Raw genomic sequence first — 15,331 nt, 5'->3', positions numbered from 1 at the left:
ATAGGGAGGTTAAATAGGAAATGAGAGAAACGTTAACGAAACCCGAAGCTGTCATCCAAAAAGAAAACTATTTTTCATTGTCTTTTGTATTATCGAGAGTATTAAATTCAGGCGTCATTATGAGCATTGAAAAAAATGATTTTGAATTAAAAGGATTGGAGAAAGGGATAGCCAAGCTGACCAACAAGAAATATGTCTCTTTGTTTAATAGTTACACGGGTGCGATTCACGGTGCGCTGTGGGGACAGGACTTAGGCTACCATACCTCTACACGACTGGAGCATCCAAGTGAGCAGGAAAAAAAGTTTATTCATTGGTTAGGAATCACACTCATTTCAGATCCACACGTAAAGCAGGCTTATGCGACCGTTGAGATTAATTGGGAAAATCTTCATCAGTTGGATCAGATCATTTTTAAAGCCAGCGACCGCGCTCCCGTTCTCGTTTTGGATTTTACGGGATTAGGCTTTGGTCCGGTAGCTGCCATCGCCGTAAATGATGAGAACATTTGGAAAAAAGCAGAACGCTTGAAGATTTTTGGTGCCTTTGATTTACAAACGATGTGGACACAGGAAGAAAGTGAACCTGACCTGCAGCCAGCCTTGCAGTTCAACTATAGGCTTAGCCCGCTCGTAGCAGCATGTGTGAAGTTAACACTCTTAAGGAGGAACCAATCATGATGAAGTCGGATTTTATTCGCAAGCCGTTAGAGCTGCCTTCGGATGATTGGGTTCAAGCGCCTTTAGCCTTTCTGGGAGGACCATCGATTATTCCAGAGGATGTAAGGAAGACGAATTTCCCAATCATTACGAAGGAAGATGTCATCCAAATGCTTATCTCCATCCAGCAGGATGGAGAGCAAGTTGTCGATGAGTTCAAAGAAACGTACCGCAATTATGTAGGGGCGAATTATGCGATTGCTACAGCGAGCGGTACATCCAGCCTGCACCTCGCATTAGTTGGGGCAGGTGTACAGCCCGGGGATGAGGTGATCGTTCCTGCATTCACATTCATAGCAACCGCTCAAGCCGTTGTTGCAGCGAAAGCGATCCCCATTTTTGTGGACATTGACCCTATAACCTATTGCTTGGATCCTCTAAAAGCAGAGCAAGCCATAACGAACAAGACAAAGGCAATCATGCCCGTGCATGTACATGGCCTGCCTGCTGATTTACCTGCATTGAGACATCTGACTAACAAGTATTCGCTTCGCCTTGTAGAGGATGCCTCCCATGCGCATTCCGCATCGATCGATCAACAACTCGCCGGTTCGATCGGAGACAGTGCAGGACAAAGCTTAATGGCCGACAAAAACTTTCCTGTAGGCGGGGAAGGAGGCATCGCTTTTTTCAAAGAAAAAGAGGATTATGAGCGCGCACTCGCGTTCCTTGATTCATCAGGCATTGATTACCGCATGTCGTGGATTGCAGCTGCTTTTGGTTTGAGCCAGCTTTCCCGCCTCCCTTATTATGATGCCATTCGAGCACGGAATGCAGCTTATTTAACGAAAGAGCTTTCAGAGACAAAGCTGTTTAGCGGTCCATTCGTACCAGATGGGTATAAGCACAGCTATAACATGTATCGTGTTAAGCTCTCACCCGAGCGACTTGGGCTTGAGGACTTGGAGGATTATCTTGTAAAAGATGCCGTTCAGCAGCTCATTAATTCTGAAGGCGTATTTGCTAGAGAGTGGCAAAATGTACCGATACCTGGTCATCTGCCGTTCAAAAATCGAAAAGGCTTTGGAAATGGTTATCCGTTTACCTTATCGGACCGTCAAGATTTTGGTTACGATTTGAACCATTTCCCTGAAACATTGAAGATGCTTAGAAACAGCTTAACGATATGCAGAGAATTAAGAACGCCTATAGAATATGAGCGAATTCAAGCTTACGCCTTAGCTTTCAAAAAAATTGATGCGAACCCGCATATGATTCGTGAACTGGTAGAGCGAGGCAGCGATCTTAAAGTGCTGTATGAAAGAGACGCTAGATTAGGATGAGTACAACAGAACAACAAAAGAAACGAGTAGCCATTCTAGGCGGCAGCGGGTTCACTGGCGCTGAGTTATACAGGCTGTTAAATAAGCATCCGCATTTTGAAGTTCAGTTTGTGTCCTCTGAATCAAAGGCGGGATACCCGGTGGATAAGTTCTATATTGGTTCTATTCATAAGAAAAAGCTCAGCTCGCTAAAGTTCAACAAAATATCCGAATTAGACGGTCATTACGATGCGGTTTTCTCCTGTTTGCCCACAGGCTCCTTGCCTAAGATCATCCAGCATGTTGCAGAGTATACAGACTATATCTTTAATCTAAGCGGGGATTATCGTATATCCGACCCCGATATATTACATCAACATTATCCAGAAACATTAAAACATGCATTCGAAGGCGGATGGCACTACTATATTCCAGAGTTCAGCAAAATTAATCTTGAAGCAAAAGTAGTCAATCTTCCGGGCTGCATGGCGGTGGCGACGCTGTATACACTTTATCCGCTTGTGGCGCATGGCTTAATTGAAGGACGTGTAATCACTGATGCCAAGACGGGCTCCAGCGGCGGCGGAAAATCAACAACAGAACATCATGCGGAGCGCTCACATAACTTCAGAGCTTATAAAGTTCATGGTCATCGACATCAGCCCGAAGTTGTGCATGCATTATCCTATCATTTGAATCAATTGGTAGATTTGCAGTTTTCGGTCTATAGTCTTGATCTTCCCCGAGGAATTATGACAACCTCGTATTCCTTGCTCAAAGAGCATGTAACAGAGGTAGATGTTAAAAAAGCATTCTACAGCACGTATTCATCCAAACCCTTTCTTCATTATTTTAACTCGGGCAATGGTTCACCTATGATCAAAACAGTGGTAGGAACAAACTATGCAGAAATCGGTGCTTATGTGGATGGACGTAATTGTGTTTCCATCGCAACCATCGATAATTTAATTAAAGGAGCTGCGGGGCAAGCCATACAGGCAGCAAACAACTATTTTGGATACTCTGAGGAGGCGGGATTGACATTTGAATTTGAGGGAGCGTGGCCCTGATGAGCAGCGGCAGCTTATATGTAATTAAACTCGGGAGCAGTACGATTGTAAACCATCCTCACATTTTTGAAGAAATTAGTCGTATCGTAAAGCGAGGAAATCAAGTGCTGCTTGTGGCAGGCGGTGCCGAAGCCATCAAGCAAAAATATGAATCCATTCCTCGTGCGATGCCTTTTCTTACATTGCCGTCAGGGGATGAAGTGCGGTACTGTTCACCCGAAGAGATGCCGATTATCCGTGCAGCCTATCATGAGATTATTTTGCCCACTATACAGACACAGCTGAAGGCATACGGTCTGACTGTCTACTCACAGCTTGGTGGAGATCAAGGTCTTGTTTATGGCGAGAAAGCGAAGCCCCTTAAAGTGATTAAGAATCAAAAATCAATTATTGTCCGTGATTCGTTGTTCGGTCATTTTGTGGGCAGTCATGTGGCATTTCTCAAATCTGCTTTACAGGCCTTTGATGTTGTATGTGTTTCTCCACCAATATTAGATCCAGAACTGGATGTGTACATAAACATTGATGCAGACGTGCTTGCTGCTCACTTAGCGGTGGACTTAGAAGCGCATCACCTGCGCTTTGTTACTGGAACTGCAGGTCTACTGGAAGATATTGAAGATAAACATTCAACGATACAAAGTGTCTATACGAATGATGAATTAAGCTTTGTAAAAGGGCGCATGAAGCAAAAAGTACGCGCAGCCCAATTAGCAATCCGACAGGGCGTCTGTGATGTGAATATATCCGGTCCTCATTCTCTGGAAGAGCCCGGCAAAACGTGGTTTTGGAACATGGATCGGGAGCTCGGCGCATTCGATTTATTGAATAAAGTCGCGCGTATTCCTTCGGTCTCTCAAGATGAGCATGTGCTTGCACACTACTTATTAGAGACGATAAAGCAGCCTTTGGTTTCGGGGGAAATAGATCACGCGGGGAACATCGTTTTCCGAAAAGGGAATGGTCCCCATACGCTGCTCTTATTAGGGCATATAGATACGGTTCCGCATGTTTGGCCTGTTCGATCCGACTCCAATGGCATTACGGGCAGGGGAATCGTAGATGCTAAAGGCTGCTTTGTAAATTTCATTCATATGCTGCAAGAAATTGAAGTGCCAGAGCTGGGATCTTTACTTGTAATTGGTGCTGTCGAAGAAGAAATATCATCATCAAAAGGAGCTCATTTCATTCGAGATCATTACAAAGCGGATGCGGTTATTATTGGGGAGCCGAGCGGGGTTGAGAGCTTAACCCTCGGTTATTACGGTCTCTTTAAACTGGAAATTACTATTCATCGCGCGCAGGAGCATACCGCAGCCAAAGATAGCCAGAGCGTTATCGACGAATTGTACAGTGTCGTATCAGATATTCGTGTTCTCGTACGTGATATCGATCCACAATCCTTATCCTCATTAATTGATATCGAGCATCAGAATGAACGAGGGTTTTTGACGGTAAAAGGGACGTTAAACTTTAGAATATCACCTGCGGCAGGCAGCGATTATTGGAAAAAAATTGATTTGTCATTTGGTGAAAATGTGAATGTTGACATCTTGCGTGCAACACCAGGATTTTCGAACTCTCGCACAGGCTCCTTAGTCAAAGCTTTTGTTCGCAGTTTCGCAAAGCAGGGAAAATCGATTCACTATATCAAAAAACGTGGAACGAGCGACATGAATACGCTGGCCACAACTTGGGATTCCGTCCCGATGGTAGCTTATGGTCCAGGGGATTCCAGCTTGGATCATACGAATGATGAATATTTACATTACGGTGAGGTAGAGCAGACCAGAACAATTTTGAAGGAAGCCGTAAACGAATGGTTTCGGCTGAGATTGGAGGAATAAATGGAGCTGGCAATCAATATTCAAAGGGAAGAAATTTCCCTGCTGGTTGATAAAGCGAAAGAAGCGAGAAAATTGATTATTGACATGGCTGCTTCGTCTACTGGATGCCATATCGGAGGAAGTCTTTCTGCGATTGACTTATTGATTGGTGCATATTCGAAATATGTGCAAGATCCCAATACACTCATCATTCTTAGCAAAGGGCATGCTGCAGCAGCATTATATGCCGCGCTTCATGTATATGGAATTATCAAGGATAACCCAGCGGATAGCTATGGAAAAGCAGGCTCTTTGTTCACAGGACATCCTAATCATAAACTGTCAGGCATCCCCTTCGCTACAGGCAGTTTGGGTCATGGCATTCCTTACGCAGCAGGCTGGTCACTGGCGCAAAAAATGAAACAAACGAATGGACTAGGGATTGTGATCGGTGGAGATGGGGAGCTGCAGGAAGGGTTATGCTGGGAAACCGCACAGATTGTCCAAGCCCAGTCGATCACTAATTTTGTATATATCGTCGATTGCAACGGAGGCCAAAACGATGGTTATGTGCATGACATATCACCGCTTTGCAATCTCCGGCAAAGATTTGAAGCGTTTGGCTTTGCTGTCAAGGAAATTAACGGCCATCATTTCGAAGAAATCCTTGCCGCAATTGAACCAGATCCAGATAAACCGGTAGCCGTCCTGGCCAATACGATAAAAGGAAAAGGTGTTGCAGCGATTGAAGGAAACCCCGAAGCGCATTATGTTAAAATCCCGGAGAAGCTCGCCCATAAATGGAAGGTGAGTTTATCATGACCAAGAAGTCAGGTAGAGATGCCTATAAAGATGAGCTGACTACGCTTGCTTCCAGCAACGACCAAATTGTATGTATTGAAGCAGATCTAGGAGGCAAAAATCATCCTTTTGGGCAGCAGCATCCCCAGCGTTTTTTTAATCTAGGCATTGCGGAATTAGCTGGCATTGATATGGCAGCCGGTCTTGCTGAAGCAGGGTATGTGCCATTCTTCTCAACCTTTGCTTCCTTTGCAGCATTGCGAGCAGCGGAAAGCATCAAGCTGACGATGGGGTATATGGGGAAAAATGTGAAGGTTGTAGCTGCGTATGGAGGGGTATCTGGTGGTTGGTTTGGAACGACACATCATGCACTGGAGGACATCGCAGTCCTCCAATCGTTTCAAAACATACGGATCGCTTGCCCTCATGGCGAACAGGAAACACGAAGAGTGATACGTGAAGCAGCAGCATCAGAGGAGCCGTATTATATTCGCCTTTCCAGAAATGATGCTTTTGACAGCTTGGATCGAGCAGAGGACGAGAGCTGCAGAAACTTAATTATTGAAGGAGGCGCACGTACTGCCCGATCCAAACTATGCTTGATTTCCGTGGGTGAACAAGCAACAGAACTTTGCATGCGGATCGTTCAAGAGGACGACACTATCGTACATGCGCATTTATGTTACGTCGACATTCAAAGCTTGAAACCCTATATTCAACCATTAAGCGGTTTAGCTGACCAATTTCTGGTCGTTGAGGAGCATCGAGCAACCGGCAGTATCGCGTCCTATCTAGCCTTATTATTGCCTAAGCATCAAGTTCATTCACATCATTGCGGTGAGAACTGGCCGATCTACGGCGGTACACATGCTGAGGTTCTAGACTATTTAGGATTTGGGTTTGAACCACTGCAACAACAAATCCAGAATATTCTAGGAGGTAAGGATGGTTTTTAGCGTACTAAAACAAAGAAACTTCCGCCATTATTCCCTCGCTGATATTATTTCCGGATTCGGCGTAGGCATGAGTACGATTGGTGCGAACTGGTATCTTATGGATCAGACAAATTCGATTACCGCCATAGGATTCATGCTTTCCTTAAATGTTATTGCAGGTTTTCTCATCTCCGCATTTGTAGGCACCCTAATCGATAAATGGAATCGAAAAACGATTATCCTATGGGCCAATGGCATTCGAGCGATCGCCTTGTTAATCATAACAGGTGCTTTTGTATGGACGGGATTCCGAATTGAATATCTTTATACCTTTGCCATTATTAACGGGATGGGCTGGACCGTGTATATGACGGCTTCTCGAAGCCTGGTTCAAGAAATCCTATCGGAGAAGGACCTCATTAATGGAAACTCCTTAATTGAAATCAGCTTGCAAGTAGGGATGTTTATGGCTGGTGCACTTTCAGGAGTGTTGTACAAATTCGTTGGTTTTGAGATCATTCTTCTTCTAAATGCGCTCGCCTTTATCGTGAGCAGCTTCTTCCTTAGTCGAATTCAATACACACCTATCCCTTTTGAAAATGATAAAGAGACCTTTTTTGCAACGTTTAAGAATGGCCTAACGTATCTGGCGGAACGTCCATTTATTTTCTTGCTTGGTATTGTATCGATTATTCCACTCGTTTCTACGATGATTTACAACGTCGTTCTTCCTGGCTATGTGAGCAATACGGTGCAAGGTGATTCCGTTGTATTCGGTTTATCAGATATGTTTTATGGCATTGGGGGATTATTGTCTGGATTTATTGCAGCGCCCTTAGCTAAGAAAATATCACAACATGGAACGATACTATTATTTTTTATGATATCCGTGCTGAGCTTGCTCGCTGTAGCGTTTAACCATTTGATTCTGCTTTTGTATTTTGGCAGTGTATTGATTGGATTAACGAACTCATCGTTACGTATTTTGATGACAACGACGCTGATGGAATCGGTATCCAAATCCTACATGGGTCGAGCGACTTCGGTCTGGATGGCGATTTCCTTGCTCTTGCAGACCTTGTCCGCCACAGGGCTTGGCCTTGTCATTGATCGTTTCTCTCCAGGCGCGGGTTTTATCTGTATGAGCGGCTTGATGTTCATCGGATTTGTTGTGTACTTTGTGATGAATAGTAAAGCGACACAAAAAAGCACACTGGAAGCTTGAATTTTGCATTGCGAACCACTTCTTTCATAACCATTAAAGGAGGATAAAAAGATGACAGCAATTAAAACGGTTGCTTTTGTTGAACCAAGTTTCTACGGCGTTAGTTTTGCGAGAGTCGCTTTTGAACAAGGACATAAAGTCATTTCCATCGTTTCTTCCACGGAAAATCCGCAAAAGTATGGATATGAAGGCATCTACCATGATCTAATTGTTGCAGATATTCGAGATGAAGAGTCCCTCTACCAAGCGATTGTTAACTCACCTTATGCGAATCAACTGGATGCGTTAATTCCTGCTACGGATTACGCCTCTCACGTAACTGCGAAGGTAGCGGAGCGGATTGGACTTAGAGGAGTACCATACGAAGCAGCATTAAAGTCGCGAAACAAAGATTTGGCTAGAGAAGCTTATGCTGAACATCAAGTACCAAGTGCAAAATTCAAAAAAGTGAGAACTTACGAAGATGCATTAGCAGCTGCGGAAGAGATCGGATTTCCTATTGTATTAAAACCGACGAATTGCGCAAGCAGTCAAAATGTTTATTTCATCAACGATGAAATTGAACTGAAGCATGCGATAGATGCGATCTCAGCGTTTAAAGTAACTTATATGGACTTTAAAGTCCGCGATGAGTTTTTAATTGAGGAGTACTTGGATGGTCCAGAATTTAGTGTCGAATTATTCGTAAAAGATGGAGAGCCCATTTTCTCGGCCGTTACTGAAAAATTAACCTCACCGCTTCCTTATTTTGTTGAAATTCTTCATACGTTACCTACGTCTGTGCATGTAGAGCATGAGGATCACATCGTTCGTACGGCTGTAGATGCTTTGAGAGCTATTGGGATAGTGAATGGACCAAGTCACGTAGAAGTGAAGCTTACAAGTACGGGTCCACGAATTATCGAGGTGAACGGAAGGCCAGGAGGTGACAATATTTCTTCTGATTTATTAGTGCAAGCGTTCGGTGTCGATATATTTGAAGCGACCGTTAACTATTATTTAAACAACCCGATCAATATTCAGAAAAGGTTTAACCGCGCAGCTTCAATTGCTTATGTGACCGCCGATCGAGAGGGTATTTTCGATGGAATTGAAGGCTTTGCCGATTTAGAACAACATACAAATGTTATCCGAGCACAGCTAACGGCAGCTCAAGGTGATTTGGTCACAGAAGCAAAAAGCTCGGATGATCGATTGGGTTATTTCATTACAGTTGGCAACAACCCTCAAGAAGCGAAAGAACTAGCCCTTGCTCTGAAAGAAACGTTAACGGTCGTGTATCACCAGCATGAAACAGAGAGTGCAGCGGGGTATTCGTAAGACAAGATTTGAGTTTGAATAAGCAGGGAACAGGCTCTTAACGAGCCTGTTCCTTCCATAAATAGAATGTAGTAATAATTCCACGAATAATCATATCAAATGAAAGCCTTTAAGAGACAAGCTTCAACCCTACGGCTGACCCTAATACCATCGCTATAAAAACAACCCTTTTCCAGTCTTTTGATTCACCATATAAAAGCATTCCCAATATAGCTCCGCCTGACGCTCCAATCCCCGTCCAAATGGCGTACGTTGTTCCCATAGGCAGTGTTTTCATGGAATAAGCAAGAAATAAGAAGCTTGCTAAAAATCCGATCGTTAATAATACAACGGATTGCCAATTGCGATCCTTATGCAATTTATTTATCATCGCAACACCAAACATTTCAAACAATCCTGCAAATATGAGAGAAATCCAAGCCATTAGGATACAGCTCCTTTCTGATCTTTATCCTTCGTAACTAATTTCAAGCCCATGACTCCCGCTAATAAAAGTAAAATCAACAACATTTTGGTCCATTTAAATGGTTCTCCAAAAAATATGATTTCGGAAAAAACAGTTCCTGCCGTACCCATTCCTACAAAAACAGCATATACCGTTCCGACGGGCAATTTTTTGCCTGCAGCGATCATTAAATAGAAGCTGATAATAATAGAAATAACAGTTCCTGTCCACGTCCAGAAGTCATCCGCGTGTTTTAAGCCAATCACCCAAAAAACCTCGAAAAAAGCGGCAATAAATACTTTAATCCAATTCGAATTCACCAAAATACACCTCCAATTTTATTGTTGCCAAAAAACATAAAAAAAAAGCCCAAGAGTAAACTGTTTAACAGTTTCTCCCAGGCTTTTATCCTTCCGTGACACAGCATCGCTGTGAGTTTTCTCTCGGACCAGACCAACAGTTATGCTGCGGAACCCTAGAAAACATTTCGTTTATTCAATTACCTTGTATTATACACATATCCAAATCAATTACAATACTCATAAAATGGAAAATAACAAAAAAAGATCTTCCAGAACATGTAGTACAACCCTTGGAAACCATATATGCTTGATATAAAATAATAGGAAAGCATTAGGAGAAAGGGGAAGCTGAACATGTCGATGAAGATCGAACTGAAACCGAGAACACCGGGAAGCAATGGCAAGATGCTTGTCTTGCTGATTCATGGTTTGGGCGCTCCTGAAACGTGGGTAAAGCCAGGCAGAGACTGGGCGGAGCTCATCGCATCAGATCCGGACATCACAGATACGGATATTGGTATCGTTACATATGACACCTCTAAGCTCATCAGCAGCATTTTTGGAATCGAAGGAGAGTTTGACGTTTTAGGTCAAAAAATTAGTGTCAGTAAAAAAAGTCCTCTGTCCATAGACCAGCTTGCTATACAATTAAAGACTATTTTAGATGGGTATACCTATAGAAAATATAAGAAAATCGTTATCGTTGGCCACAGTATGGGAGGATTAATCGGTAAACGATTCCTACTCAATGAATATTTGCTCCGCAAAAAAGGATTAGAACGGATCGGTGGCTTTATTAGCTATGCAACACCTTATAACGGCTCTAAATTCGCTGAGTTTCACCATTTAATAAAGCGCTTTCAGATTCATAAGCAAATCGCACAGCTGCGTTCAAATAACGATTTTTTGGATGAAATGAACCGCAGCTTTTCTGATGCACAAGAAGAACTTAGGAGCTTTTTCACTTCCATTTACTGCTTTGGAGACAAGGACACTGTAGTCGAGAAGGGCAGTGCTGTTCCCAATATGGGACAATCAAAGAGCTATGATTCTGCCCGATCTCTGCCCGGTGATCATGGCACCATTCTAGATCTGCTGCAAGGACATCTCTCAACGAACTACGATATTCTAAAAGGACTTTTACTAGACGTACTTGGCCCGTTTGAACCTTCACCATTAGGTGTACAAGATAACCGCCCAGAGATTACAACTTCCTCAGACCTGTCGGACAAGCCAGCAGGATCAGTTAATGTATCGAAGATGCAGGCTCGATTAAACGATCAATTTGAGATTCACCGACAAGCTTTGGATACCATCTTCATACGACGTTTCAAAAATGATGACGAAATAAGAACAAAGCTTATTGCTTCTATGAATGATGTTCTTCGAAAGCTGAAGGAGATGGAAGAAAGCAGATTACAGCTGTTTCTAAAGCTGTACCAATTTGCAAACATTCGTCTTCCTGAAGGAGAACCCGGCCTGCGCGAGCTGTGGGAGCTGCTGGCTCTCGTGAATTTGGTATATCCCGATTGGAACTTTATCGATCCTGAGGAATGGGTTCATTTGTCCAATCTTCAGCTGGATTCCGATCGCTGGGTGCGTATGCTCTACTCACAGGCTAAAGAAACGATGCCTGAGGTCGTCATCGGATTTATGACTAAACTTTACACCAATTCTTTTCAATCTTATATGAAGTCCAGAGACCATTCGGATTTATTCCCATATCGCTTGCTACTCGAAAATATTAATTCGGAATCACTCGCAAAAGGCAACCCAGAAAACCTATGCGAGCATTGCAACAATGGCCGTAAAGCTGACTTTTCCAAAATATTACTACAATTTGCTCAAGACACGAAGTTAACCATCTTCGAAGGTTTAGAATCTAATCGCTTATCCGGAACGGTCAGTATCAGTTGTTCCTCTTGCTTGCGTCAAGTTAGACATGAAGTGAGTTATGAAGAAATTTGCACGCGACTAAGGAGTGTGATTTGAAAATGGTGCAACAGATTTTTGACTTTTTTGACCAACAATCTGATCTTGAGAAGCTAACAAATGTATCCATTAGGCATATAGATGCCCTTTACTTTTCTGCGAAGCAAATTTTTGCTGTCGTTTCCTATGATTCTCCATCATCACTCGAGAACAACTGGGAGCGAGCAGCTTATCAATTTGCTTACCGGGTACAGAATCAGCTTCCCAGCGAACTAGATGATTTGCGTTGGGACATGTATTTAGTCCTCTTTGTAGACGCGCAAGAGATAAGCAATGCTTTGAAAAAGCGCATCGAGTCAAACCGCTTTTTCTTTCGCAAGATTATCATCACGAGCTCTGATTTAAATCGTTTAGCTGAAAAACTGCCTTTAGACTTTCAAACTAAGCTGCCCGAGCACCAACTCGAGCGCCTTTGGTTTCATGATCGGCATTTTCTCCAGCAATGGCAATCCTGTGTTCAACAATTGACGAAAGACCAGTTAAATAAAGCTTTGTTTCAAGCTGATGAGCAGTCTGTGGACAAGCTATTATCATCTTTAAATATTCCAGTGTTAGCTGAGGTGCTCAGCCATGAGGATTAATGCAATCACAATAGAAGCATTCCGCGGGTTTAATGAGAAGCGAAGATTTGAATTTCCCAATACAAGCATTGTCATTTTACATGGCCCAAATGGTTACGGAAAAACCTCTTTTTTTGACGCGATCGAATGGGGATTAACCGGTAGCATTTATCGTTATGAGCAAGACCCCGAACGAAAATTATATCGATACATCGGGAATCATTTTGCCGGGGATAGAGCTCCAAAAGTAATCATTGAGCTAGGAAATTCAGACTTGCAAATCACAGTAACACGTACGGGAATCGCCAATACGAATGTAAGGACAGATAGCGGAGTCCATTTGCTTGAAGTTGAGATTAATGGTGAGAAGGTGCCTGCCAAGGAGGCAGAAGCCGTGTTAAAGGAGAAGCTCGTCCACGCGGAATGGCTCGATAAAGTAGATTTAAACAAAAGCTTGTTTCTAACTCATCTTCTTTGTCAAGAACGGATGAATGGCATCCTAAGAGGCATGAAGGAGAAGGATCGCTACAATTCGGTTTCCCGAATTTTCGGCACAGAGCAATTTGCGAGCTATGGAGAACTCGTACATAAAGCAAGAGTGGAGCTGGAAGAAAGAAAACTAGCATTTAGCCAAAAGCGTGGGCAGCTGATTGCAGAGGAAGAAACGCTGGAGCACCGCATTCAAGGCATTAAGCTGGAAATCTCAGAAATCTCGCCTGCATCACGAAATAATCAATGGTCAACAGCACTTCATAACTATGAAGCTGTCTTCCAAAAAACAGCTGTTTCAGAAGATGAAGATCTGGTTATTTTGTTGATCAAAGAAGCCGAGGAGCAAATAGAAGCTCTCGTTCAGGAACGAAATCTTTTGGAAAATGATACAATTAGACGGCTCGATCTAGCAAAAGATGCCATGACCTCATTACAGGAAAAGCTTCCGCTTCTAATGCAATGGGAACGAGAAAGTCGCCTTACTCAAACGCTAGATGAACACTTAAATACAATTCAAAAATTGCTAAGGCTCAATGAAGAAGCAGATAGTTTTTTGCAAAACGAACTGATCAAGCTCCAAAACGAACAGCTGAATGAGGATTTACAGCAGCAAACAATGGCAATTCAGCATAGAGCCGATCACTTATTTGAAGCGTTAAATGACGTAAAAAAATTATTGCTTCAGGCAAACAACCGTAAAAAATTTGATGGGATGAGCGGTGGCTTTGCCATGGCTTATCCACGCTTAGAGGAGTCTCCTCGACTCGCACTCTATCATTCATTACGAGAGTTAGAGCTGCGGTTTCGTGAACAAACAGATTTGGAAAACGCCTTTTTGGAGGCTGATCGTTTACACAAACAGCAGTTGGAATTTGTACAGCAGCTTGTGCTTCATGAAAAGAAACATAAAGCTTTTCTAAAGCATGTTCTACAGGTTGCTATTGAACAGCCAGAGTTAGAATGCTGCCCTGCCTGTGGAATAGAAGATGTTGATTCTTTACGCCTGCAAAACTATGTCAGCGCCCAGATGGATGCCATTCATCCCGATTTAGCTAGCGCAGAAAAGAAGAGCCTCGAGCTTGGATTACAACGACAAATCTATCATGACCAGCTGTTTGAAGCAAAAGCGAATGTTAAAGAAAGTCTAATCAATCTTCATGCCACCATGCAGGAATGGAGTGATCTGCATACCCAATTGCTCGATCAAGTGGCAGATTTACAAGCAAAGCACTACGATTTGCGTAAAAAAATGCAGTTAATGGACAAGAGCTACAATGATTTCAAAGCATTGGCTGATGAGTTGGATATCCCTATTCATACGCAAGCTCTGAAAGAGCTGTTACTGACTAAGCTGGATGAAGGTAATAAACAAGTAGATCATTTACGCAAGCAGCTTATTACGATTGCAACATCGTTTTCATCCCTGCCAAGGGAGAGCAAAGAGAGAGAACTTAAGCATTTACAAGATGATGTCGTTGTTTGGCTAGGTAAACTAACGGCAGAAGGAATTGTTGGTGTCAGTGCTCAAACAACGGATTGGAGCGCAGTTGCGGATCAGTTAGACGTAAAGGCTAGTTTGATTGAAGAGTCATTGCTCGAAAATACTCGTAAGCACGGAGCAGCAACACAATTATTAGATGCTTTCCGAGCAAACACAGATCTCGCATTGCTCGAACAATTACAGCAACAAAAAACTGCCAAGCATAAGGTCATAGAACGAGTGGAAGAAGGTCTTCGAAGCATCGAAGACCTGGTTGCCGCTCTAAAGGATGCCGAGCAGGCCGTCCCAGACGCTATTCGTGGCTTGAATGAACGAGTCATGGATCAAATGTTCGATACTATGCGTTCCATCTTTGTCAGAATCAACTCCCATCCCGTATTCACCGAGATCGATTATGATACAGGGAAAAAATTCAACAGCAATCGCTTATTTCTAAAAGTGATGACGAGAGAAGATACGGCCCTTGGCCACCAAGAAGCAAATCCCTCGTACATATTTAGCGCAGCCCAGGTGAATGCCACTGCGATTTCATTCTTTTTGGCCATGGCGCTTACGCAATCTTGGTCCCCACTGTCCTTTGTCGCAATGGATGATCCTGTACAAAGCATGGATGACTTGAATGTAGCTGCATTAATTGATCTCATACGTAATTTAGCTGATTCAAAATTGCAAAATCATAAACAATTTATTATTTCAACACATGATTCGACATTCTATCAGGTTATGAGAAAGAAGTTCAGAATGCTGAAAGTAGGCATTATTGAATACGATTCCTATTCAGAAGCAGGCCCAACATTTGAGCAGCGAGTAGTAGAAGCTACAGATAAGAAACCGATTGCCATATTTTCAAAAGCAGACTCATAAAAAATCAATCATAAAAA

At 42.9% G+C, this 15,331-nt stretch carries 13 protein-coding genes and 1 riboswitch; of the genes, 11 read left to right on the top strand and 2 right to left on the bottom strand.

Annotation, left to right across the window (positions count from 1 at the left end; all coding sequences use genetic code 11):
* Window positions 1–20: 20 nt before the first annotated feature.
* Genes AB4Z50_RS25125 through AB4Z50_RS25090 form a run of 8 tightly spaced genes read left to right on the top strand, consistent with a single transcriptional unit; the run spans window position 21 to window position 9,158 of the window.
* On the top strand, window positions 21–680 hold the full coding sequence (locus AB4Z50_RS25125; protein WP_441883269.1) for a degT/DnrJ/EryC1/StrS aminotransferase: 660 nt from the start codon (window positions 21–23) through the stop codon (window positions 678–680).
* Window positions 677–2,002 (top strand): DegT/DnrJ/EryC1/StrS aminotransferase family protein, encoded by a 1,326-nt coding sequence (locus AB4Z50_RS25120; protein ID WP_441883267.1) that lies wholly within the window; start codon window positions 677–679, stop codon window positions 2,000–2,002. The genes AB4Z50_RS25125 and AB4Z50_RS25120 overlap by 4 nt, the downstream gene beginning before the upstream one ends.
* On the top strand, window positions 1,999–3,051 hold the full coding sequence (gene argC / locus AB4Z50_RS25115) for an N-acetyl-gamma-glutamyl-phosphate reductase (RefSeq protein ID WP_441883265.1): 1,053 nt from the start codon (window positions 1,999–2,001) through the stop codon (window positions 3,049–3,051). Before AB4Z50_RS25120 ends, argC begins: the two co-directional genes overlap by 4 nt.
* Window positions 3,051–4,898 carry a M20/M25/M40 family metallo-hydrolase gene (locus AB4Z50_RS25110; protein ID WP_441883263.1) on the top strand — a complete coding sequence of 616 codons (1,848 nt, stop codon included), beginning with the start codon at window positions 3,051–3,053 and terminating at the stop codon, window positions 4,896–4,898. Before argC ends, AB4Z50_RS25110 begins: the two co-directional genes overlap by 1 nt.
* Window positions 4,899–5,699 (top strand): 1-deoxy-D-xylulose-5-phosphate synthase N-terminal domain-containing protein, encoded by an 801-nt coding sequence (locus tag AB4Z50_RS25105; RefSeq protein WP_441883261.1) that lies wholly within the window; start codon window positions 4,899–4,901, stop codon window positions 5,697–5,699. It begins immediately after the preceding gene.
* Complete coding sequence (locus AB4Z50_RS25100) at window positions 5,696–6,634, top strand: transketolase (protein ID WP_441883259.1); 939 nt, start codon at window positions 5,696–5,698, stop codon at window positions 6,632–6,634. The genes AB4Z50_RS25105 and AB4Z50_RS25100 overlap by 4 nt, the downstream gene beginning before the upstream one ends.
* Window positions 6,624–7,838: an MFS transporter gene (locus AB4Z50_RS25095; RefSeq protein WP_441883257.1), complete on the top strand. Its 1,215-nt coding sequence runs from the start codon at window positions 6,624–6,626 to the stop codon at window positions 7,836–7,838. Before AB4Z50_RS25100 ends, AB4Z50_RS25095 begins: the two co-directional genes overlap by 11 nt.
* 51 nt (window positions 7,839–7,889) lie before the next feature.
* Window positions 7,890–9,158: an ATP-grasp domain-containing protein gene (locus tag AB4Z50_RS25090; protein WP_441883255.1), complete on the top strand. Its 1,269-nt coding sequence runs from the start codon at window positions 7,890–7,892 to the stop codon at window positions 9,156–9,158.
* Between the two features lie 109 nt (window positions 9,159–9,267).
* On the opposite strand, the gene AB4Z50_RS25085 is transcribed toward AB4Z50_RS25090, so the two are convergent.
* Both AB4Z50_RS25085 and AB4Z50_RS25080 read right to left on the bottom strand, forming a co-directional pair.
* Window positions 9,268–9,582, bottom strand: coding sequence for a DMT family transporter (locus AB4Z50_RS25085; RefSeq protein ID WP_076265992.1), 315 nt, complete (start codon window positions 9,580–9,582; stop codon window positions 9,268–9,270).
* The gene (locus AB4Z50_RS25080; RefSeq protein ID WP_441883253.1) at window positions 9,582–9,923 is read right to left on the bottom strand and encodes a DMT family transporter; all 342 of its coding nucleotides are present in this window, start codon (window positions 9,921–9,923) and stop codon (window positions 9,582–9,584) included. Before AB4Z50_RS25080 ends, AB4Z50_RS25085 begins: the two co-directional genes overlap by 1 nt.
* Before the next feature lie 72 nt (window positions 9,924–9,995).
* Window positions 9,996–10,093: riboswitch (guanidine-I (ykkC/yxkD leader) on the bottom strand.
* A gap of 166 nt (window positions 10,094–10,259) precedes the next feature.
* Here AB4Z50_RS25080 and AB4Z50_RS25075 point away from each other — a divergent pair.
* The 3 genes from AB4Z50_RS25075 to AB4Z50_RS25065 are packed head-to-tail and all read left to right on the top strand — an operon-like array spanning window position 10,260 to window position 15,314.
* Window positions 10,260–11,897, top strand: coding sequence for an ABC-three component system protein (locus tag AB4Z50_RS25075; RefSeq protein WP_441883251.1), 1,638 nt, complete (start codon window positions 10,260–10,262; stop codon window positions 11,895–11,897).
* A gap of 2 nt (window positions 11,898–11,899) precedes the next feature.
* Complete coding sequence (locus AB4Z50_RS25070) at window positions 11,900–12,478, top strand: ABC-three component system middle component 1 (protein ID WP_441883249.1); 579 nt, start codon at window positions 11,900–11,902, stop codon at window positions 12,476–12,478.
* Complete coding sequence (locus tag AB4Z50_RS25065) at window positions 12,468–15,314, top strand: hypothetical protein (protein ID WP_441883247.1); 2,847 nt, start codon at window positions 12,468–12,470, stop codon at window positions 15,312–15,314. The genes AB4Z50_RS25070 and AB4Z50_RS25065 overlap by 11 nt, the downstream gene beginning before the upstream one ends.
* Window positions 15,315–15,331: the final 17 nt, after the last annotated feature.

Origin of the sequence: Paenibacillus sp. 2TAB26 (genome assembly GCF_052115145.1) — a bacterium.
Lineage (GTDB): Bacteria > Bacillota > Bacilli > Paenibacillales > Paenibacillaceae > Pristimantibacillus.
Note: the sequence above shows the minus strand (reverse complement) of the source record. Positions and strands in the feature narration are given on the sequence as shown.

Excerpts from the sequence above, each read along its gene's own strand:
- AB4Z50_RS25065 (WP_441883247.1), top strand. The coding sequence starts at position 12,468 with ATGAGGATTAATGCAATCACAATAGAAGCATTCCGCGGGTTTAATGAG.
- AB4Z50_RS25095 (WP_441883257.1), top strand. The coding sequence starts at position 6,624 with ATGGTTTTTAGCGTACTAAAACAAAGAAACTTCCGCCATTATTCCCTC.
- AB4Z50_RS25120 (WP_441883267.1), top strand. The coding sequence starts at position 677 with ATGATGAAGTCGGATTTTATTCGCAAGCCGTTAGAGCTGCCTTCGGAT.
- AB4Z50_RS25110 (WP_441883263.1), top strand. The coding sequence starts at position 3,051 with ATGAGCAGCGGCAGCTTATATGTAATTAAACTCGGGAGCAGTACGATT.
- argC (WP_441883265.1), top strand. The coding sequence starts at position 1,999 with ATGAGTACAACAGAACAACAAAAGAAACGAGTAGCCATTCTAGGCGGC.
- AB4Z50_RS25100 (WP_441883259.1), top strand. The coding sequence starts at position 5,696 with ATGACCAAGAAGTCAGGTAGAGATGCCTATAAAGATGAGCTGACTACG.
- AB4Z50_RS25075 (WP_441883251.1), top strand. The coding sequence starts at position 10,260 with ATGTCGATGAAGATCGAACTGAAACCGAGAACACCGGGAAGCAATGGC.
- AB4Z50_RS25105 (WP_441883261.1), top strand. The coding sequence starts at position 4,899 with ATGGAGCTGGCAATCAATATTCAAAGGGAAGAAATTTCCCTGCTGGTT.
- AB4Z50_RS25090 (WP_441883255.1), top strand. The coding sequence starts at position 7,890 with ATGACAGCAATTAAAACGGTTGCTTTTGTTGAACCAAGTTTCTACGGC.
- AB4Z50_RS25070 (WP_441883249.1), top strand. The coding sequence starts at position 11,900 with ATGGTGCAACAGATTTTTGACTTTTTTGACCAACAATCTGATCTTGAG.
- AB4Z50_RS25085 (WP_076265992.1), bottom strand. The coding sequence starts at position 9,582 with ATGGCTTGGATTTCTCTCATATTTGCAGGATTGTTTGAAATGTTTGGT.
- AB4Z50_RS25125 (WP_441883269.1), top strand. The coding sequence starts at position 21 with ATGAGAGAAACGTTAACGAAACCCGAAGCTGTCATCCAAAAAGAAAAC.